The organism is Chryseobacterium sp. ZHDP1 (genome assembly GCF_018603435.1).
Lineage (GTDB): Bacteria > Bacteroidota > Bacteroidia > Flavobacteriales > Weeksellaceae > Chryseobacterium > Chryseobacterium indicum.
The window spans coordinates 1397959-1417440 of sequence record NZ_CP075682.1; the positions used below are offsets into that span (position 1 = coordinate 1397959).

The window sequence follows — 19482 nt, forward strand, 5'->3', positions numbered from 1 at the left end:
ATTAATTAATTTTAACTTGAGAGCCTTTTACAACAGTTACTGCTCCTGATTTAAGCTCAGAACCGGAACTTCCTTCTGCTTTGAACTGTGCGGATGCTTTGATACCGATATTGGTTCCTTCCATCTTAATATCACCTTTTGCTTTGATCTTAATGTCTTTCCCACTTTCCATACTGATCCCGTCTTTATTGAGGGTAAGAGTATTTTTATGCTCGTCTTCTATTTTAATGACATCTGCATCTTCGTCTACAGTTATTTTTTTGCCTTTTGGTGTTTCAAGGGTGTATGAAATTTTATCGTCATTAAAAATCATCTTCATTTTGCTGCGGGTAACAAATCCTTTTTCGTTGTTGTCATCGGAAGCTACAATAGGAGCCGGTTTTGCGCTGCTGTTCAGCATTCCCAGAACTACTGCATCATTGGGATCATCATTAATAAAACCAATGATTACCTCATCTCCGATTTCCGGTCTGAAGAATGATCCTCTGTTTTCTCCTGCATCAAGTGTGGCTACACGCGCCCAGATTCCCTCCTCTTCGTTATTGATGATCGGGATCTGTACCAAAATTCTGTCTTCTCCGTCCGGATCAGATTCCAATTGAGAAACTTTCCCGATGTGCAGTCCGCTGATGGAAGGAATAATTCCTGAACCCGGCATTTCGCTTACATCGTACGTTTCTGAGAACCATGTCGGAGAAAGCCCGAATTGTGCATCAACCAGCCAGTTTCCTTCCGCGATTTCGTGACGGACGCCTGTTACGTAAATTTTTCCGTTGAAACGGTTTCCTACGCCTTGCAGCATTAATGAAACTCCCGGTTTTACAGCCGGAATCCCCTGAAACTTCACTCTTCCTCTGGTCTTTGCCAATTGTTGAAAAGTTGCTTTCGCATCACTCCAGTCCTGAAGTTCACTCTGGGTAAGATTTCCGCCATGTTTAAGCTGCAGATCGTCTATTCCAAATACTTTTGCCAGATCATCCGGTGAAAGGTTTCCGTTAAGTTTTACGGCAGGATCCTGAGCTTCTACTTCTGTAAGTTCCTGATCGGTATAGCTCCATGTTTTGGCTGAAATTTTTTTGAACTGATCTCTTGCATCTATTTCTCCGTCAAATTCATGCACCGAAGATCCATAAACCACTGTTTCCACTTCTTTTTTGCTGAAATCGGGTTTCGCTATTTTAACGGTTCCGTCTTCTACAAAACAAAGTTTTCCGTTTGCCTGTGCTCTGGTGAGCATAAAGTCCCAGTCGGAAGCTCTGTACTGAATCAATTCTTTGTGTGAATTTGAGGTAGCCTGAACATTGGCAGTCAATCCGTTATTACTGATGAGTTCTCCGATAATGTCGCTGTCTTTACTGTCGTAGAAATATTTACTTTTTCTACCTAAAGTCATTTTCACCGCTTTATCTCTGCATTCTATGATGAGATAGGAAGAGCCGTTTCTTACTTTGATGTTGTGCTTTACAACAACTCCTTTAAAAATCGTCTGCTCATCAAGGTGATACCCTGCGGTAATTTCAATTTCTTTTCCGGGAATCAGAAGATCTTCATTGCTTAGTTTGAAATCCTGTTCCGGTACGCTTCCATCCAAAATAACAATGCGGGCATAAGGAATTCTGTTTACTTCTTTTTCTACAACAATACTTTTTACCCCATATTTTCCGGGTAACTCGGTACCTCCGGACATTACTTTAAAAGTAATCAGATCCGGATTTTTTGATGTTTTTATGTATCCGCTATTGTTCATTTTATGCTATTTTTTCTATGGGTGGAAAGTAGAGTTCAGTTCCCGGTTTCAACTGTCTGAAATTGATAAGATTGTTAACCTTAGCAACTTCCAGGTAATATTTGGTGTCTCCGTAAATTCTTTCTGTCATTAAGGGTAATGTGTCTCCTGCCTGTACTGTTCTTTTGTGGGTAAGATCCGGGGAAGCTGGTTTCGATAGTGCCTTTTCTAATCTCTGACTTACCGAACCTCCAAATTTTGCTTTTATTATCGCTCTTAAAGGATATCCTTCCGGAGTAAATAGTTTGTATTCTATTGTAAAGTCTAGCAAGACGCCTAGAAATTCCAAGGTTCCCCAGTTTATTTTCACATGATGAGGCTTATGTATCGTCCCATCATACTCTCCAGTAGCATTATAGAAAAGGTCTAATTGATCTGCAACTGTTTCCTTTGTAAAATTTTTTCCTTTAAATTTATTAATCAGCGTATTCCCCGGATTACTTTTTGCCACACCTGTTCCATCAAGTAAAAATTCCAGGTTTAAAAAAGGCGAAGGAGAAGATTCAAATTTAAAATCAGTTTTATTTTTACCGATCGCCTCCTCTTTATTATAATTTGTTTTGTAATCTATTGAATAGCCGCTAGGATTTATAAGAAGTTCGAAAGGCTTACTTTTTTTACCTTCTAAAAATTCAGAATTTTCATATGGTGTAATGACCACTTTTTCTTTTTTACCTATCATTATCTTTCTTTTTTACGTTTATCAATATTTACTAACTGCTCTACACTTTCACTCACTGCCCGCATGATTTTTGATACGTCTACCGGCGCTTCAGTTGTCGTTGCGGCTGCTTTTTCGTCCACATTTATTTTAATGTGAAGTTCTTTTATTTCTATTGGCATTTCGTTTATTTTTAATTAATTATTAATACGTAAAAAACTTAAAACCAATTATTTAACGTATTTATTTAAAAAATCTAAGCACATAAAGCGTGTGTTCAGTCCTGTTATAGACCAATCCTTTATTTTTTTTATCTTAAAATTTTTGCTGAATGTTATCCGAAAACTAACACACGGAAAGTGCTTAGATTTGATTTAGAAATTACAAGCCTAAACTTGCTAACGATGAGGGTATTTTGAAATATCTGTATTTCAGCTCTATTGTTTCAATAGCAAGCCTGCTTTCTTCTGCGTTGAATTCTGAAACGTTCCATTTTACCGGATAGGCTCCAACTACATTCCAGACCATTAAAGGTGCTGTAGACTGAAGTCCTCCTGAAAGTGTAATGACAAGATCTCTGGGTTCAAACTCGAAGTTTTCCATTGCATTTCTGCACCAGCTTATTAATCCTGAACTTACAATCAGTCCACGCTTAAGAACTAAATTTTCATATTTCGGTCTCAGAGGAAGCTGATGAAGAAATCTGTTTTCGCCTCCTTCGGCATATTCTTCGACCTGAATTTCTGTAGATAAACCAGATATAGACTGAAATCTGGAGTCAATACCCTCTGTTGTCGAAATCCCGTTAACAATAAAAGAGAAACTGGTTGGAGGATATAAAAGAGCCATGATTAGTTATGTTCAATAGTTAAACCTTCGTGCGCAATCTCCAAAGTTTCGATTGCTACCTCATTACCTTCAGCTTTCAGGTCGGTTGACTGTAATTTCAGAGGGAAGGCATTTTTCACTTTCCATGTTACCGCAGGGGCGCCGTTCTCGTCTAAAAGAGAAATCGTGATTGATCTTCTTTCTACCGTGTTCATCTGAACCGTCTGCAACCATTCGAAATAATCGTTATCGCCTTTGAAAGTTCCTCTTTTTAAAGTGATGTTTCCGAATTTTGCCATTCCCGGCATTTTGATCTTGCTGAAATCCGGACTTGCTCCCTGTCTGTATTCAATGATATCGCGTTCGATGCTTAATCCCGAAACTTCCTGAAAACCGATATTTGTTCCGCCCCAGTCTACTTCAAAGGAAAATTTTACTAATGGATATGTATTCATAATTGTCTTGATTTAATTTTGTTATTTGTTTGTTTTAATTTTTAAGCTTCCTGCAGTTTGTGTGAGAAACGAAGAACAATAAATTCTGCCGGACGAACTGCCGCCATACCTATCTCCACGATCATTCTGCCTTCAAGGATATCCTGTGCAGACATGGTTTTGTTTAAGCCAACGCTTACGTAATAAGCTTCTTCCGGCTTGCTTCCTGCCAATGCTCCGTCCTGCCACTGCTGGTTCAGGAAGTTTTCGATCATGGTCTGTACGCGAACCCATGTATTGGCTGTGTTCGGTTCAAATACGAAACGTTCTGTTGCTTTTTTCACGGATTCTTCTACCATGTTGAAGAATCTGCGTACTGAAATGTATCTCCATTCGTTGCTGTTGCCGTCAAGCGTTCTTGCGCCCCAAACCAATGTTCCTTTTCCTGTAAAAGATCTGATAACGTTGATGGATTTTCCTGATGTAGGATCTACGTTAAGAGTCATCTGATCTTCGTGAGAAACTTTTACTGTAGGAGCAACTACATAGCTAAGTCCAACATTAGCAGGTGCTTTGAATACTCCGGAAGTGCTGTCTACTTTTGCATACACACCGGCAACTGCTGAGGACGGAGCCATCACTACTCTTTCAGACTCGATTGCTGCTTTAGCTTTATTATACAGCTCTGTTCTGTTGGATTTTAGCCATTTTAAATTGTCTACATAGCCATTTGGAAGAGACAAAACATTTCCTGAGTCATCTTTTTCTTCAAAACTTGTAATTTTAACATCTTCATCTTCAAAGCTATGCGTTAAAACAGTTTCCAATTTCGGATAATAAGCAGCTCCGTATTTTAAACCTGTAGAAACCACTCCATCCCTGAAAGTAAGTTCATCTCCAAGAACGTCCATAATAACAAACCTGTCTTTCATTTCCTCTGCATGATCCAAAGCCAATCCATACAAACCGTAAGCTTCTAATGCTGGTAAAGATTCTGCATCCGGGAAAACAATAAGCGTAGGCTCATCTTCTTTTTCAAGAGTCTTAAGTCCTGCCTCTAATTCGATTTTTGATACATCTGTAGGATATCCTGAAGCTACTCCAACAGAAACAATATAACATGGACCGCCACCGTTTGCAAAATACATTTGCATAGCATGGTACATTTTGAATTTACCTAATTTACTGTTGTCAAAAGTGGTAGAGACGATATTGTCTTTAACAGAAATTTTGATCTCTTTCCCTTCGTTTTTTCCTTTACCAAAAACAGCCTCATATTCTAATAGAGAAGAAATTCTTGTAGGCTCATTTTTTGGTCCTTTTTCTGTATATCCGATGAAAGCAGGGATCGCTGTTTCTACTTGTGCTACGGAAGGCGGAAATTTTGCCAGTTCCTCCACGTAAACACCTGGTGTTTTGTAATTCATTTTGTTAAAAATTTAAAATTAATATTTAGTTATGTTCAATAGTTAAACCTTCGTGCGCAATTTCCAGTGTTTCGATTGCTACTTCATTACCTTCAGCTTTCAGATCGGTTGACTGTAATTTCAATGGGAAGGCATTTTTCACTTTCCATGTTACCGCAGGTGCGCCGTTCTCGTCTAAAAGAGAAATCGTGATCGATCTTCTTTCTACCGTGTTCATCTGAACCGTCTGCAGCCATTCAAAATAATCGTTATCACCTTTGAAAGTTCCTCTTTTTAAGGTAATGTTTCCGAATTTTGCCATTCCCGGCATTTTGATCTTGCTGAAATCCGGACTTGCTCCCTGTCTGTATTCAATGATATCGCGCTCGATGCTTAATCCCGAAACTTCCTGAAAACCGATATTTGTTCCGCCCCAGTCTACTTCAAAGGAAAACTTTACTAATGGATATGTATTCATAATTGTCTTGATTTAATTTTGTTATTTGTTTGTTTAATTTTTAAGCTTCCTGCAGTTTGTGTGAGAAACGAAGAACAATAAATTCTGCCGGACGAACTGCCGCCATACCGATCTCCACGATCATTCTGCCTTCAAGGATATCCTGTGCAGACATGGTTTTGTTTAAGCCAACGCTTACATAATAAGCTTCTTCCGGCTTGCTTCCTGCCAATGCTCCGTCCTGCCACTGCTGGTTCAGGAAGTTTTCGATCATGGTCTGTACGCGAACCCATGTATTGGCTGTGTTCGGTTCAAATACGAAACGTTCTGTTGCTTTTTTCACGGATTCTTCCACCATGTTGAAGAATCTGCGTACTGAAATGTATCTCCATTCGTTGCTGTTGCCGTCAAGTGTTCTTGCGCCCCAAACCAATGTGCCTTTTCCTGTAAAAGATCTGATAACGTTGATGGATTTTCCTGATGTAGGATCTACGTTAAGTTCATCCTGACGTTTATTGGAAATTTTAATCACTGGAGAATCAACATAATTAAGTCCTGTATTTGCAGGAGCTTTGAATACTCCGGAAGTGCTGTCTACTTTAGCGTAAACACCTGCCATTGTTGAAGATGGAGCTAAAACTACTTTTTGGGATTCAATTGCCGCTTTAGCCTGATTGTACAGTTCAGAATTTTTTAATTTTAATTCTGCTAAAGTTGTTGCACCGGAAGCACCCATCACAGAAACCTTATCTTCTTTAAAAGCGTACGTCAAAATTGTTTTAAGGTTCGGATAATAAGCTGCTCCGTATTTTAGTCCTGTAGAAGTTACTTTATTTCTGAAAGTGGTATCATCTCCTAAAACATCCATAATAACAAACCTGTCTTTCATAGATTCTGCCTGATCTAAGGCGCTGTCATACAAAGAATAAACAGTTTTAATAGTTTGTTCATCATTCGCATTTGTAACAGACGTTACATTGGCAGCAGCAGCAAGGCTAATATCAGATGCTGTTTCCGCATCAGAATTAGCATCAATTAATGCCTGAGCCGCAGCCTGAGCCGCTAATTGAGCTTTTACAACAGCCGCAGCAAGATCCACATCATTAGGTGCAGCGGCAGCAGCTTGTTGAGCCTGAGTAAGCGCTGTGTCAGCTGCAGTTTTTGCCGCTGTAGCTGCAGTAATAGCAAGTAAAGCAGCATCTGCAGCTTGTTCGGCAGCATCAGCAAAGGCTTGAGCAGTTGCTACTTCATCATCCGTTGCTACCAAACCTTGAAGATCAGGAAAAACAATAAGTGTAGGCTCGTCTTCTTTTTTCAGTAAATCAAGAGCCGCTTCTAATTTAGCCGGACTTACTTTATTTTCTTTTATTACGCCGTTTTCTTTGTATTCAAATTTGTCTACCGAAACAATATAGCATGGTCCGCCACCATTGGCAAAATACATTTGCATCGCGTAATACATTTTGAAATCGCTTACCTTTGGCTGAACTGCTGTTGCAGCACCATCTTTGAAAGCTACAGCAAAAGTTTCGGCATATGCTTTTCCAAAAAGTTCTTTAAATTCCAGCATGGACGAGATTCTGGTGGGTTTGTTTTGTGTCCCTCCTTCTGTATATCCGATAAAAGCGGGAATAGCTGTTTCAACTTGCGCTACGGAAGGCGGAAATTTTGCCTCTTCCTCCACATAGACTCCAGGGGTTTTGTAATTCATTTGTTAAAATTTTAAGTTAATATTAATTATCACTCGAAGCTGAACTTCAATATTTTGTTGTGATTGATTTTGGTTTTGTTATAGTTTGTGAGAAAAATTTAATACAATAAACTCTGCAGGACGTACTAAGGCTACTTCAATTTTTACATCCATGATGTTTGTTCCTCCGGATTTCACCTCAACTTTGTAAGCTTCTTTGGGAGAGTTTCCCGCCAATGCTCCGTCTATCCATTGCTGATTAAGAAAATTCTCAATCATTGCTTTTGCTCTTAACCATGTATGAATGACATGAGGCTGATTGATGAATTTTTCGTTAAGCGCTATGCTTATTGACTGTTTAAGCATGTTATAATAACGGCGTACATGGATGTATTTCCACTCGTTATCTTTTTCATCTTCTTTTTTATCTTTTCCGTCCAGTGTTCTGGCTCCCCAAACCAAAGTTCCTTTTCCTGTGAAGTTTCTGATAGCGTTGATTGATTTTCCTTCATCATCAATGTTAAGACCAGATTGTTCTTCGTCGGAAATTTTTTCTGTCGGAGCTGTTACGTAATTTAAGCTTACATTGGCGGGCGCTTTCCAGACTCCTCTTGTATTGTCTATTCTTCCATACACTCCTGCTATTGCAGATGATGGCGGCAAAACTACTTTCAGAGATTTCAGCAATTCTTTTATCTGATTATATAATGAAGAATTTGCGGTCTTCAGAGATTCTAATGTTACTCCATTGGCAATTCCAACGGGCTGATTCTGCGTATCGAGGTGAGAAACAGGAGTTATTTTTTCATCAAAATAATAATTTAGAACCGTTTTCAGATGAGGAAAATAAGCTGCCGCATAACTTGAGGAATTTACTGTATTTCTGAAACTCTCCACTGCAGTAAGATTTCCGATTTTTGTAGTGGAATTTCCATAGTAAGTATCTAATAGAGCAAACATATTTTGGGATTCTCCTGCAGATTCGGCTTTAGCAATTGCTGTATTATATAAGGCATGAAAGTCATTTGGAGAATTTAATGATACGGCATCCGGGAAAATAAGAAGAAGTGGCTCTTTTATATTATTGATTAAATTTAACCCTGATTCCAAAAGATTTTTTTCCACCTGTGCTGCATTGTAATCTCCCACAGAAACGATGTAGCAAGCACCGCCTCCATTAGCAAAATACATTTGTAAGGAATGATACATTAAAAATTTTGCCTTTGGTTCTAAAACTGTTATTCCTGCATCAGTATCTTTTAATGTAATACTTTCCATTTTTGCACTCCCGAATTTTTTTTCAAAATCCAGAAGAGAGCTGATCTTTGATGGCTTATAATCAGGTGCGCTAGTATCATTGTCTTCGGAAGGCTTTCGTTCGGTATATCCTATGAATACAGGTACTGCAGTTTCTACCAATGCAATGGAGTTGGGAAGTTTTGGCAGTTCTTCAATAGAAACACCGGGTGTTGTCGGATTTGGCATGTTCATAAATTTTAAATTAAAGGGTTATTTGTTTTCTGATATTATTTAACCGTAATATCCTTAATATCAACATCGTTAATAAGCTGAACATCAGAAATATTTTTAGCTCCAATCTTAACCACACTTACTTTATACATTACGGAAGGAATGATCTTTCCGCCCAATAAACCCCAGATGTAACTTAGCTGCTCAAACGGTACGGCATGCATTTCTGTTCTGAAAGTAAAGTTACTTTCCCCGATACCGGTTGCAACATATTCCAATACATTTTTTGCACGAAGAACCTCAATAACTTTTGAAATGTTTATTAAAGCACTGTCATAATCCGTCATATTGGCTGTAACCATTACGAAAAGATTTACATACGCCGAAGGACTTTCCATTTTTGTAACATTGGATGTATTTTTTACATATCTTGAGATATTTTTCATGGTAGATTCCTCCTGAACGTTCAGTAAAGTAATCACCACTTTATTATCAAGTCCCGCAGCTCCGTCTTCATGCTTTGCGATGTCGTTAACAACAACATCTGCTAAACCGGCAGAATGCAATTCATTTTTTAAAACTGTTAATACTTCTTTTATCATAATTTTTGTTCTTTAGTATTATGGTGCAAACATACAATCCACCCGACTTAAAAAACGAATATTTTGGGGGCTCCATCCTGTCTTTGCAGTAAATGCTTTTTTTGAATTTTCTTTTAACCTAAAAAATAAATCAATATAAAATAATGATAATCAAATAATTAACACCTTATAAATTTAACAAAAATTTATCCTGATCTAAGGCTTGTGAAATAAACACTGTTAACTGAAGGTAATTTTAAGGCGTGAAAAATGATTATTTTAAGTATAATGTTGTGAGATTCCTCCATTGATTTTTTTATCCGCTCAATATTTTTCAAGTATCAATATCTGAAAAGATCTGATTCCGAAATCTGATCAGATTCATCCTTCTCTTAATTAAAAAATTTATCGTTTTTATTATCAGAATATAAATTTATGATCTACTGCAAAGACAGAACAGCGAGGTCTTATTATTCGTTATACAGTTTTTCTTCCTCTAATTTTGACCCTATAATTTAAACTTTAATCACAATGAATATTAAAACTCTTTTTGGCAAGCGCAATGAAATCATTGGCGGCCATTTTAATGAATTAAGATCAAAACTGGGTATGGCAAATCAGGACGAAGAAGTTGTTTTTTCTGTAAGAGAAGAAATCTGTAACGCCTGTCCTTTAAAAAACGGAAACAACTGCAATACCCAAAAATGGATTCATCCTCAGACTCTGGAAGTTTCAAACGGTCCGAAAGACGGCTTCATAAGAGGTTGCGGATGCAGACTGAGTGCAAAACAGAGATCCAAATACAGTCTTTGTCCTGCAGGTTTCTGGGGCGGAGAATTTGACAAGAAATAGACCGTACAGAAATTCCACCATTGTATAACCCAAATTTATTTAATGTGAAGCAAGATCATATCATTCAGAAAGTTTTTATTGAAATTACGGTAAATAATAAAGAAAAGGGACTGAGTATAAAAGACGACATCAACAGTTTTCTGTCGATGGATGTATTTCCGAAAATAGAAAAATACCTCAGTACTTTTGAACACAGATTAGAAGACTACATTTTGCAGATCCCTAAACTGGAATTGAATCTGGATGTAAAAAGCAGCGCATTAAATTCTGATCTGAAAGATAAAATTGCCCAAGTATTTGAAGAGAAATTATCTGAAATTACAAACCCCGTTTTAAATTCAGATGAGTTTACAGCAAATAATTCTGAAGCGTATCTAGTAACCCATCAGGAAAAAATTCTTCAGGGCTTTATTTATTTTTTGGAAAGAGGAAGTATGCCATGGTGGAATTCTGATAAAAAAACTCTTTCTCTGCTTGAGCCAAAAGTATTTAATGCTATTATTCAGGCTGAAAATTTTCAAAGCTGCATTCTTCCTGTCTTTTCTAAAAGAAATGTACAGGAAAGAATCATTCATCAGCTTTCTGACGGACAAATTGCCCAATTATGCAATGTTATTTTAAAAGATAAAACATTAAAAATCAATTTACAATCAGAGATTATACAGTTGATCTCAAAGCTGGATCAGATGAACAGAATCATTGTATGGAGACTGGTTTTAAATATTTTGTCGAGGCATCTGAAATCTCCGATCATCCATATTGAGGATTATTTTTTAGAAGAAATACTGAAATCCGAAATTTTATTAAAAGTTTCATATTCTGCAAAAGATAATCTTCAGAATGTAAAAACAGTATTAAAGATATTTCCGGAGATTAAAGAAGCTGAATTGATTGAAAAAATTGAAGATACATTCATCAAAAGTGATCAAAATACAAAAAAGACAACGAAAAAAAATCAGCAAAATTTTACGGAAACCAACGATGAGGTAATGCAAAATAGCAAAAATTCTGAAGAAAAAGATGATGAAATTGTTTCTGATGAAGGACAATATGTCCAAAATGCCGGACTGGTTCTGATCCATCCGTTTATGAAAACTTTTTTTGAGCATTGCGATCTTCTGGACAAGAAAACTAATCAGCTTTTAGATCCTGAACTGGGTGCACATCTGCTCCATTATATTGCTACCGGAAAAACAAATGCTCCGGAATACGACATGATATTTGAGAAATTTTTGTGCAATATTCCTTTTCATCAACCCATCAACCGACATATTAAGCTTACGCGTAAACATAAAGCTCAGGCTAAAAATCTTATAGAAAGCGTTCAGCACAACTGGAGTGCCATGAAAACCTCATCTGCAGAATTGCTCCGTAATGAATTTTTTCAACGTCCCGGAAAACTGGTTGTCTCCAACCACGACTGCACTCTTACCGTAGAACGAAAAACGCAGGATATTTTACTGGAAAGACTTTCGTGGGGAATCGGTCTTGTGAAGTTGCCATGGAAGGATCAGTTTATGTTTGTGAACTGGTAAAGAGTTTTAAAATCAAAGTCTGTTAAAACATACAGACTTTGATTTTCCTATTTTTAGAATAAATATAACTTGGTATATTTTTTTTTTAGTTACTTTCCGATACAGTATCTATAAAAGTCTTTATTGATGGTGATTTTCGTGATGTAAGGTGTACAAAAGTGGTACAGGATTAAGATGCTGCAACATCTTTTTTTTCTACTTTTCCGCACGAATCTCGTCACATTAAACAATTATAAACCAATAGTTTACAATATTTGACGATAAATTTGAAAATTCATTTGTACTACTTCTGTACACCTCCAACCTTATAAATCATTGTAAATCAAATAATTAACAATTCCCGACTGCGATCGGTGATAATTGATACATTTCGCCTGTACACCTCAAATTTTATTCATTTTTAGGATGAAGATTAGTTTAGAATTCTAACAAAAATAGCTAAAATTTATACTGAATGTTTTAATCAATTACAAATTGTCAAACACACAAGAGGCTAAATTAAACAACCAATTCAATCTTATATTTATTTCTCCGCTTCCTACTTTCATTTTCTGCTACCTCTTTTTTTAATGGGTTTTTCTTCTGATTTTAGTACATCATCAATAGATCTAAAACTCTGTTCCTTTGGTTTTAACAGATCAACCATTTCTTATAAACCACCAACAACTGAAAGCAATTTTAGAAATGAATCCAAAAAGATCAAGCCTTTTTGCTCAAATTTCCTGAGAGTTGGTAAAGGAACACCAGATCTTTCAGCCAAACCCTCCCGTGTTAGATTCATTTGCAATCGTCTTTTACGGATATTATTGACTAATTTTTTTTCGGTTTTGGAAAGTGATACAAGTAACATAATAGTATTATTTAGTGTTATATTTTAGCAATAAATAATACTATTGTATTACAAATTTACCGATTTTTTTTAAATTATAACTTCCATTTTCTTACAGTTCAAATATTTTTGACTGTTTCGGCAATATTAAAAGCTCATTACTAATGATAGCTCTAAATTATTTAATAAATTAAATTAATTTAATCTTTTTTTACTTGTTATTCAACCCCCGCTAAAGTATCTAAAGAAGCGCTTAGTAATGTAGATTGCAGCTCAAGATACAAAAGTGGTAAAGTTTTAAAGTGCTACAAGATCTTTTGAAATTGCTTTTAAATAAACATTTTTAATAATACTGTTAATTGGTAGATTTCATTCTCAATGTATTTTCACCAATATTGTATGCATAAACACATGCAGGCACAAAAGTGAAATTTAGATCACTTACTTTCTTTGTTCCTATTCTAGCAATTGTTGTTACCAAAGCACTATTCAATTGATTGGCTTTACAAAATTGTATGAGGCTACTCAAATCTTTTGGCATTTCATAGAAACGATTGCTCCATTTGATTTCTACCCCCCAAACTGGCTTAAATTTTTTATCGTCCACCAACACCAAATCTACTTCTCCCTCAACTCTACCGTCTTTCCAGCGAGCATAGGTTAAATCCAAATTTTCACGGTGCATCCATTGGGACAATACTGCAGTTTCAACCATGTTCCCCATTTCGCTGTCTGTTTCTTTAACAGGTGAAAATAGAGCCGTTCGCAAAGATGAATTGGTAAGATATACCTTAAAGCTTGTAATTCTTTTAAATCGCTTCGCATTTACATCTACCTTGTTGAGAACCTTAATTAGGAATGCAGCGTCCAAATATTCTAAATATTTTTTTAAGGTTTCTTTTTGTATGCCACTTTCTCTTGACATTGTTTCATAAGAAAATTCATTTCCAGTGTTATAAGCGATATAAGTGAAAAAACGATTCAACTCTTGTACATCTTTTATCCCATATAAACTGGGTAAATCTCGAAGGAGGACTTTATCTACAATATCATTTTTTACATACCGTCCCATATCTTTCTGAATTTTTTCAGATAAAACCACTTCCGGATAACCTCCAAAATTGAGGTATTGTAAAAATTCTTTGTTTAATTCATCAATATCATGTGGAATAAAATATGGAAGTTGTTTTTCTCCATATTCTATAAAACCATTTTTCACTAAATGATTTTTGTTTTTTAAATGGATAAATTCTTGGAAAGTTAAGGGTGGCAACATAAAATCAGTAAACCTTCCTGCGCCACTTTCTGTGCTATGCCATTTTAATGCAGCAGCGGCTGAACCTGAAACGATAAATTTTGTATTTGGATAGCTATCTACTAATACTTTTAAGTGTCGCTCCCAATCTTTTAAGTATTGTATTTCGTCAAAAAAAACATAGCAATCTTCTAAGTTTGATATTTTTAAAGCTTCTTTGCAAAGATCTAAAATCTCTTGTAAACTAAGATGCACATAGATAGGATTATCTATAGGTACGAAAAATATACGTTGTGGATTAATTTTTTCAGCAATTAATTGATCAATAGTATGAAACATCATAACGGTTTTTCCAACACGTCGTGGCCCCATTAAAACCACTGCACGACGAATTTCTTTTTCTTTTACAAAAGGATAAAATAACTCGAAATACAAACGTTTCGACATTTCTTTATATACCGTCGGAATTTCCTGAGTTATCCACCAAGGATTTTCATATTGTAATCTTTCGATAATTTTTTCTGTCGGAATAAGTCTTGATTTACTCATTTTTTTGCTTATTTAAACAAATTTAGTAAAAATAAGCACATTGCAATGTGCTTATTTTTACAAATAACTATGAGATAGAAGATTTTTCTGTTTATTTGATTGTTATTTCCCTTTATAACTCCTTAACATTCGTCGCCTTCTCTAGCAAGTTCTAATACTCCTCTTTTCTGTAATCGGCGAATAGCTAAACTCATGATCATGTGTATCGATTGAGATAAGTGTTTTTATTGGTTGACCCTGCATCAATTTTTAGATTCTTATCTTTTCTATTACATCCCTTGTGTATTAGCTTTCTGCGCGCAGAAAGCTTCTGTTTCGGTGCAGTCTGCCTCCATTTTTATAAAGAGCTAACACACCTGTCGGAATAATTCGAGCTTTGTCCTTTTTCTTATAGATTCTGCGATCTTTTCTGCAGTTGGCAAAATTATATAAGGTGATTTTTACAGAGGTCTGCAAGGAAACTCAGGATTTTATCTAAATTATCGTTATGATGTGTTACAATTTTATATATTTACTACAAACTAAATAATTTTTCATGACTGCAATAGTAGGAGTATTAAATTCACAAGGCATTTCAGTTGCAGCCGATAGTGCTGTAACTGTTGCAGGTACTAATGGTAAAAAGGTATATAATAGAAGTAATAAAATATTTACGCTTTCAAAATATCATCCTGTAGGTATCGCTATTTATAGTAATGCGGATCTGCTGGGCATGCCTTTGGAGACATTAATTAAGATGTACAGAAAACAGCTTGGTGATCGGTCTTTTAATACTGTTGTTGAATATCAAAATGATTTTATTAGGTTCATAAATGGAAAATTAGGGCCGATTCCTGCCATAGTTAAAACAAGTAATTTCTATGGTTTTTGTGCGTGGGCACACTTGTCAATTATCAATAAAACTATAGATAAATTGTATGAAAGTGATGTCGATTTAGATACTTTAACCACAGAGGAACGGACTGAAATCTATCACGGGGCAATTTCAGAAGAATTACAGCGATACTTTGTGGAGCTGGCTACCTATGATCAAGGTACTTACAGCGAATTGTCCTATGAAGATTATTGTAATGTTTATATGCAGGAACTGACGGATATTGGTAATTTTATTGAACAGCAGATAAAGGCGGAATTTGATGATTTTACAATCAACGATGAACACCGAGAAAGAATCATGAAAGTTTTATTTTCTATAGTAAATATTGAATATATTTTCGAAAGTTTTTGTGGTTTAGTTTTCTTTGGTTTTGGAGAGAATGAGATGTATCCCTCAAGCCATAATGTCTTAGTTGGTGCATTGATAGGAGACAAATTAAGGATCCGGATTATCGAACCAATTTATATTCAACCCGGGACTGTTAAGAGTGCCAATATAATCCCATTTGCGCAAGGAGATGTCACTACAACGGTTTTAACCGGCGTTGATCCTATCTTTAAAAGTGAAATGAAAAATTCTGTAAAGAGTAGTTTTGAAAACGCATCCGATCAAATAGAAGCACTTTTGGGAAATCCTGAACTATCTAATCAGATCCGGACTGCATTGACTAATATATCTCAGCAATTGATACAAGGTCTAGATGATTATCAATTTAATAGTATAACTAAACCTTTATTAGATACGTTAGCCTTTATGGGTAAAGAAGACATGTCTGAACTAGCGGAATCATTAGTCAATATTACTTCGTTAAAACGTAAATTTACTGCATTAGACTCATCTGATGAGAGTGTGGGCGGACCTGTTGACGTTGCAATTGTTACAAAAGGAGACGGTTTTATTTGGATGAAAAGAAAACACTATTTTGATATAGAAATTAATCAATCATTTGGTAGTAAATATTTTAAAATATAGTATGAAAAATTTTTTGTCGAAAAGGTTAGCATATAAACAAAAAAAGGAACGTATGTTGAAAAAGGGTAGATATGAATCTAGTTTCATATTTAATATTCAGAATACTCCTGGTAATTCCATTCCAATTGAGTCCGTTTCTGCGCGTGTTGAGGATATTGTTAAGCATGAATTTTCAAAAATTGAATATGCCAATAAATAATGTTAAAATTATGTTTGTGGCATTTTAAGCAATTGATATGGAATCTGAAAACTTTCTTTGAATTAAAAAAAATGCAGTATCTAAAGAAGTCCTTATTGACGGTGTTTTACATAGATCGAGGTGTACAAAAGTGGTACACTATTAAGATGCTGCAACATCTTTTTTTTCTACTTTTCTGCACGAATCTCGTCATATTAAATACTTGTAAAACAATATTTTACAATACTAGACGAAGAATTTAAAATTTCATTGTACTGCTTCTGTACACCTCCAATCTTATAAATTATTTGTATATCAGACAATTAACATTTCCCGAATGCAACGGTGATAATTGATACATTTCGGCAGTACACCTCAATTTTCATCAATTTTAGAAAAAAATAAGTTCAGAATTTCAACAAATTATAGCTCAGTTTTTTATCTATCTAACTTCTTGGAAAGCATCTCGTAACTCGTCTTTATATATCGCAATTTTAGAAACAACGCAACTTTCAAAATTTGCAATAATATGTCTACCCCACAAACAGTACTCATTTCTAACATTATCTAATTCTAAGACTTTAGTACACTCTGCTTCTAGCCAAACTTTTAGACCATCATCATTAATTTTACCCATTGCTCTTGCTGCGCAAGCTAATTTAATATTCTTAATAATTTCATTTAACTTAACCTGACGGGCTGCCAACAAAGGATCTCTATATAATTTCAATATATCAACTGTCTTTTCTCCTTTTTCACCAATACCCTGTATTTGTCCTACATCATTAAATGTCAAATAAGGAGTCGGATCCTCATACTCCGGATTAATTAATAATGGTTCTTCATCTAATAAGGGAGATTGATTGGCAATACAATGTGTTCTGTCAAATGAAAGTGGTGAATTTCTTATTGGGTTTATTGCTCTGGCCCTATTGTTGAAATCAACTAAAGGAAATCTATTACCTTTTGCATTTTTACCATTACAACTTGGACAAGATAACAAAAGGTTGCTCCACTCCAAACCCAACCAATAATAACCAAGGTGGGATAAACTATTATTATCAATTTCATCGACTTTAGCCTTTGGTCTAAAATGTTCAACCTGTAAAGTCGCTACGTGATCAACATATGATTCACAATAATAGCATTTTGGTTTATCACCCGCATCAAGATTATCTTTATGCACAGAAAATGCTTTAAGCTTATTAACTACAACTTCATCTTTATAATAAGTAGTATTGTACTTATCACCATTCATTTCTGCAACTGCACGCTCAATTTGCCTAAATGTCCCAGGTCTTGTCAAAGGTTCGGGAATATCATTGTAATCTTTTCTAGTTATCTGAATCATTATCTATTCCTAATTGTATAGTTCGTTCCGTGATCTTTCTATTCAAAATTTTATAAAATGCGGCTTCTTGATAATCGTTCTCTGTTATCAAACTCTCATTTGGATTATGTTGAACATTAATTATGGAATCAAAGCCAAAAATAGGTGAGCTTAAAATTGTATTAGGTAATAGATTTGAAATGTCTATATCTAACATTGTCGCTTTGATATTATTATTCTGATCTCTTTCAACCGTAATGAATACACTCTCTTCAGGTGCACCAATAAAAGGTATTGGACTATGGGAAGAAACAATAAATTGAATATTAGGAAATGTTCTTGAGAGGTTTATTACTAATTCTTTTTGCGCTTTAGGATGAAGGTGTAAATCAATTTCATCTATAATAACAATCCCTCGTAATTCTGCTGGATCAAGAATGTCAGATTGTTGATTGAAAAGACGAATCAGAATATCACCAAGCATCGCAATAGTACTTTTTGTACCAGTTGATAATTTTTCCCAAACTAAAGAATATTCTTGATTCTGATCATTAGTAAAAATGTACTTTGTAATTTTTTTGTTATTTTCAATGGTAAATCTAATATCAACTAAATTATGAACAACATCAATTATCAAAGACTTAATATAATATTCTCTTTTTTGAAAAAGATTCTTTTCTCGCTTTGATCCAGACCTCCAAAACTCAAACTGTTTGTCAATACTTAATAGTGGAGTTCCTACCTTAAATAAAGATTTGAAAGACTCTTCTTTATTTAATTCTTTTTTAAATTTAGCCTTATTCATCTTATCTACCACCATATCAAGTCTATATGGACCATACATTGCCAACCCTTGAATGTATGGTTTTCTTTTACCTTTTACATCACCATTTCCAATTCTATTGTATACTTGTAATTTATTTTTATAAATGAAGTTGGCAATAACTTTAAAATTAGGATTTTCTTCAAATTCATTTTTTGACAACATTCTATTTCCCAATGTTGTTGCCATTGCTCGTAAAAGGTTCGTTTTACCAGATCCATTCTCACCTGTTAAAAATATCCACTGATTTTTTTTGTTTTTTATTTCAATCGATAAGTCATTTATTAATCCATAATCTTTTATATTAATTGAAAATAATTTCCAAGGCTTATCCTCTTTGATAACAAATTCATCTTCATTATCAATCTCTTGCTTGCGTTTTCTATACTGCCTAATTTTATTATGTCTTTTTAGAAATTCTTCTGAACTTAAAAATGAAATTTCATTTTCACTTGATCCCATCATCTCAAAAAAATCAGAATTACTCCTAATAATATCATCAATATTTTCTTTATCTGTGCGCAGGAAAAAATCAAAAACAGACTTGTAATCGTTTAGATCATATATGCGATTACTGTATTCAGAAAAAACATTATCATACTTGATGATATATTTTTTACCAATTTTTTCTAAATTTAGTGTTCTTTCTAAAAAATATCTTTCAATAAATTCTTTCTTGATAGTAGAATCTGAAACATTAATTTCCAAGGTGCATTTTCCCTTGCTATCAATTATGAAACATATATTCGGAGTTCTATTTTTCCAATCCATCCCTTCCCAAAATGATATTGCTAAATAGTTTTCATTTCCGTAAAACCAATACCCTTCTTCCAATCTATTTGCATGATTACTTTTTCTAAAAGTAAATTTTAGTTCAGAATTTCTTTTCCTTTGTTCAAGCAGATATAAATATAATTCTTCATGAACTTCAACAAGATCCAGCATATTTTTTATTTTAAAATTTTAATA

Annotated in this window: 18 protein-coding genes; 4 read left to right on the forward strand and 14 right to left on the reverse strand. The window is 34.8% G+C overall.

Going from position 1 to position 19482, the window contains the following annotated elements; all coding sequences use genetic code 11:
- Position 1 precedes the first annotated feature (1 nt).
- The 10 genes from vgrG to KKI44_RS06330 form a co-directional block, all read right to left on the reverse strand.
- Positions 2-1747, reverse strand: coding sequence for a type VI secretion system tip protein VgrG (vgrG, locus tag KKI44_RS06285; protein ID WP_214590340.1), 1746 nt, complete (start codon positions 1745-1747; stop codon positions 2-4).
- A 1-nt stretch (position 1748) separates the two neighbouring features.
- Positions 1749-2468: a CIS tube protein gene (locus KKI44_RS06290; RefSeq protein ID WP_214590341.1), complete on the reverse strand. Its 720-nt coding sequence runs from the start codon at positions 2466-2468 to the stop codon at positions 1749-1751.
- On the reverse strand, positions 2468-2629 hold the full coding sequence (locus tag KKI44_RS06295) for a DUF5908 family protein (RefSeq protein ID WP_165796595.1): 162 nt from the start codon (positions 2627-2629) through the stop codon (positions 2468-2470). The genes KKI44_RS06290 and KKI44_RS06295 overlap by 1 nt, the downstream gene beginning before the upstream one ends.
- Before the next feature lie 199 nt (positions 2630-2828).
- Positions 2829-3296: a phage tail protein gene (locus tag KKI44_RS06300; protein ID WP_087711256.1), complete on the reverse strand. Its 468-nt coding sequence runs from the start codon at positions 3294-3296 to the stop codon at positions 2829-2831.
- A gap of 2 nt (positions 3297-3298) precedes the next feature.
- Complete coding sequence (locus KKI44_RS06305) at positions 3299-3730, reverse strand: phage tail protein (protein ID WP_076394813.1); 432 nt, start codon at positions 3728-3730, stop codon at positions 3299-3301.
- A 41-nt stretch (positions 3731-3771) separates the two neighbouring features.
- Positions 3772-5136, reverse strand: coding sequence for a phage tail sheath family protein (locus KKI44_RS06310; protein ID WP_214590342.1), 1365 nt, complete (start codon positions 5134-5136; stop codon positions 3772-3774).
- A 25-nt stretch (positions 5137-5161) separates the two neighbouring features.
- Positions 5162-5593: a phage tail protein gene (locus KKI44_RS06315; RefSeq protein WP_076394813.1), complete on the reverse strand. Its 432-nt coding sequence runs from the start codon at positions 5591-5593 to the stop codon at positions 5162-5164.
- A 40-nt stretch (positions 5594-5633) separates the two neighbouring features.
- Positions 5634-7283: a phage tail sheath family protein gene (locus KKI44_RS06320; RefSeq protein WP_214590343.1), complete on the reverse strand. Its 1650-nt coding sequence runs from the start codon at positions 7281-7283 to the stop codon at positions 5634-5636.
- 78 nt (positions 7284-7361) lie between these two features.
- Complete coding sequence (locus KKI44_RS06325) at positions 7362-8747, reverse strand: phage tail sheath family protein (protein ID WP_214590344.1); 1386 nt, start codon at positions 8745-8747, stop codon at positions 7362-7364.
- Between the two features lie 41 nt (positions 8748-8788).
- Positions 8789-9334 (reverse strand): DUF4255 domain-containing protein, encoded by a 546-nt coding sequence (locus tag KKI44_RS06330; RefSeq protein WP_214590345.1) that lies wholly within the window; start codon positions 9332-9334, stop codon positions 8789-8791.
- 510 nt (positions 9335-9844) lie between these two features.
- Here KKI44_RS06330 and KKI44_RS06335 point away from each other — a divergent pair.
- Together KKI44_RS06335 and KKI44_RS06340 are read left to right on the forward strand one after the other, a co-directional pair.
- The gene (locus KKI44_RS06335) at positions 9845-10165 is read left to right on the forward strand and encodes a hypothetical protein (protein WP_116098401.1); all 321 of its coding nucleotides are present in this window, start codon (positions 9845-9847) and stop codon (positions 10163-10165) included.
- A 44-nt stretch (positions 10166-10209) separates the two neighbouring features.
- Positions 10210-11700, forward strand: a complete 1491-nt coding sequence (locus KKI44_RS06340; protein WP_214590346.1) for a contractile injection system tape measure protein — start codon at positions 10210-10212, stop codon at positions 11698-11700.
- A gap of 649 nt (positions 11701-12349) precedes the next feature.
- Here KKI44_RS06340 and KKI44_RS06345 read toward each other — a convergent pair.
- Complete coding sequence (locus KKI44_RS06345; protein ID WP_250902172.1) at positions 12350-12550, reverse strand: helix-turn-helix domain-containing protein; 201 nt, start codon at positions 12548-12550, stop codon at positions 12350-12352.
- Positions 12551-12884: 334 nt separating this feature from the next.
- Positions 12885-14333 carry an ATP-binding protein gene (locus KKI44_RS06350; RefSeq protein ID WP_214590347.1) on the reverse strand — a complete coding sequence of 483 codons (1449 nt, stop codon included), beginning with the start codon at positions 14331-14333 and terminating at the stop codon, positions 12885-12887.
- Positions 14334-14868: 535 nt separating this feature from the next.
- Here KKI44_RS06350 and KKI44_RS06355 point away from each other — a divergent pair.
- Both KKI44_RS06355 and KKI44_RS06360 read left to right on the forward strand, forming a co-directional pair.
- Positions 14869-16182 (forward strand): hypothetical protein, encoded by a 1314-nt coding sequence (locus KKI44_RS06355; protein ID WP_214590348.1) that lies wholly within the window; start codon positions 14869-14871, stop codon positions 16180-16182.
- Between the two features lies 1 nt (position 16183).
- Positions 16184-16381 carry a hypothetical protein gene (locus KKI44_RS06360; protein ID WP_214590349.1) on the forward strand — a complete coding sequence of 66 codons (198 nt, stop codon included), beginning with the start codon at positions 16184-16186 and terminating at the stop codon, positions 16379-16381.
- A 421-nt stretch (positions 16382-16802) separates the two neighbouring features.
- On the opposite strand, the gene KKI44_RS06365 is transcribed toward KKI44_RS06360, so the two are convergent.
- Together KKI44_RS06365 and KKI44_RS06370 are read right to left on the reverse strand one after the other, a co-directional pair.
- Positions 16803-17711 carry a hypothetical protein gene (locus KKI44_RS06365; RefSeq protein ID WP_214590350.1) on the reverse strand — a complete coding sequence of 303 codons (909 nt, stop codon included), beginning with the start codon at positions 17709-17711 and terminating at the stop codon, positions 16803-16805.
- Positions 17695-19458, reverse strand: coding sequence for an AAA family ATPase (locus tag KKI44_RS06370; protein ID WP_214590351.1), 1764 nt, complete (start codon positions 19456-19458; stop codon positions 17695-17697). The genes KKI44_RS06365 and KKI44_RS06370 overlap by 17 nt, the downstream gene beginning before the upstream one ends.
- Between the last annotated feature and the right edge of the window lie 24 nt (positions 19459-19482).

What these genes read in the sequence shown, in the direction of transcription:
- KKI44_RS06325 (WP_214590344.1), bottom strand. Translation starts at nt 8,747, where the DNA reads ATGCCAAATCCGACAACACCCGGTGTTTCTATTGAAGAACTGCCAAAA.
- KKI44_RS06315 (WP_076394813.1), bottom strand. Translation starts at nt 5,593, where the DNA reads ATGAATACATATCCATTAGTAAAGTTTTCCTTTGAAGTAGACTGGGGC.
- KKI44_RS06330 (WP_214590345.1), bottom strand. Translation starts at nt 9,334, where the DNA reads ATGATAAAAGAAGTATTAACAGTTTTAAAAAATGAATTGCATTCTGCC.
- KKI44_RS06290 (WP_214590341.1), bottom strand. Translation starts at nt 2,468, where the DNA reads ATGATAGGTAAAAAAGAAAAAGTGGTCATTACACCATATGAAAATTCT.
- KKI44_RS06370 (WP_214590351.1), bottom strand. Translation starts at nt 19,458, where the DNA reads ATGCTGGATCTTGTTGAAGTTCATGAAGAATTATATTTATATCTGCTT.
- KKI44_RS06320 (WP_214590343.1), bottom strand. Translation starts at nt 7,283, where the DNA reads ATGAATTACAAAACCCCTGGAGTCTATGTGGAGGAAGAGGCAAAATTT.
- KKI44_RS06295 (WP_165796595.1), bottom strand. Translation starts at nt 2,629, where the DNA reads ATGCCAATAGAAATAAAAGAACTTCACATTAAAATAAATGTGGACGAA.
- KKI44_RS06350 (WP_214590347.1), bottom strand. Translation starts at nt 14,333, where the DNA reads ATGAGTAAATCAAGACTTATTCCGACAGAAAAAATTATCGAAAGATTA.
- KKI44_RS06355 (WP_214590348.1), top strand. Translation starts at nt 14,869, where the DNA reads ATGACTGCAATAGTAGGAGTATTAAATTCACAAGGCATTTCAGTTGCA.
- KKI44_RS06360 (WP_214590349.1), top strand. Translation starts at nt 16,184, where the DNA reads ATGAAAAATTTTTTGTCGAAAAGGTTAGCATATAAACAAAAAAAGGAA.
- KKI44_RS06310 (WP_214590342.1), bottom strand. Translation starts at nt 5,136, where the DNA reads ATGAATTACAAAACACCAGGTGTTTACGTGGAGGAACTGGCAAAATTT.
- KKI44_RS06305 (WP_076394813.1), bottom strand. Translation starts at nt 3,730, where the DNA reads ATGAATACATATCCATTAGTAAAATTTTCCTTTGAAGTAGACTGGGGC.
- KKI44_RS06345 (WP_250902172.1), bottom strand. Translation starts at nt 12,550, where the DNA reads ATGTTACTTGTATCACTTTCCAAAACCGAAAAAAAATTAGTCAATAAT.
- vgrG (WP_214590340.1), bottom strand. Translation starts at nt 1,747, where the DNA reads ATGAACAATAGCGGATACATAAAAACATCAAAAAATCCGGATCTGATT.
- KKI44_RS06300 (WP_087711256.1), bottom strand. Translation starts at nt 3,296, where the DNA reads ATGGCTCTTTTATATCCTCCAACCAGTTTCTCTTTTATTGTTAACGGG.
- KKI44_RS06365 (WP_214590350.1), bottom strand. Translation starts at nt 17,711, where the DNA reads ATGATTCAGATAACTAGAAAAGATTACAATGATATTCCCGAACCTTTG.
- KKI44_RS06335 (WP_116098401.1), top strand. Translation starts at nt 9,845, where the DNA reads ATGAATATTAAAACTCTTTTTGGCAAGCGCAATGAAATCATTGGCGGC.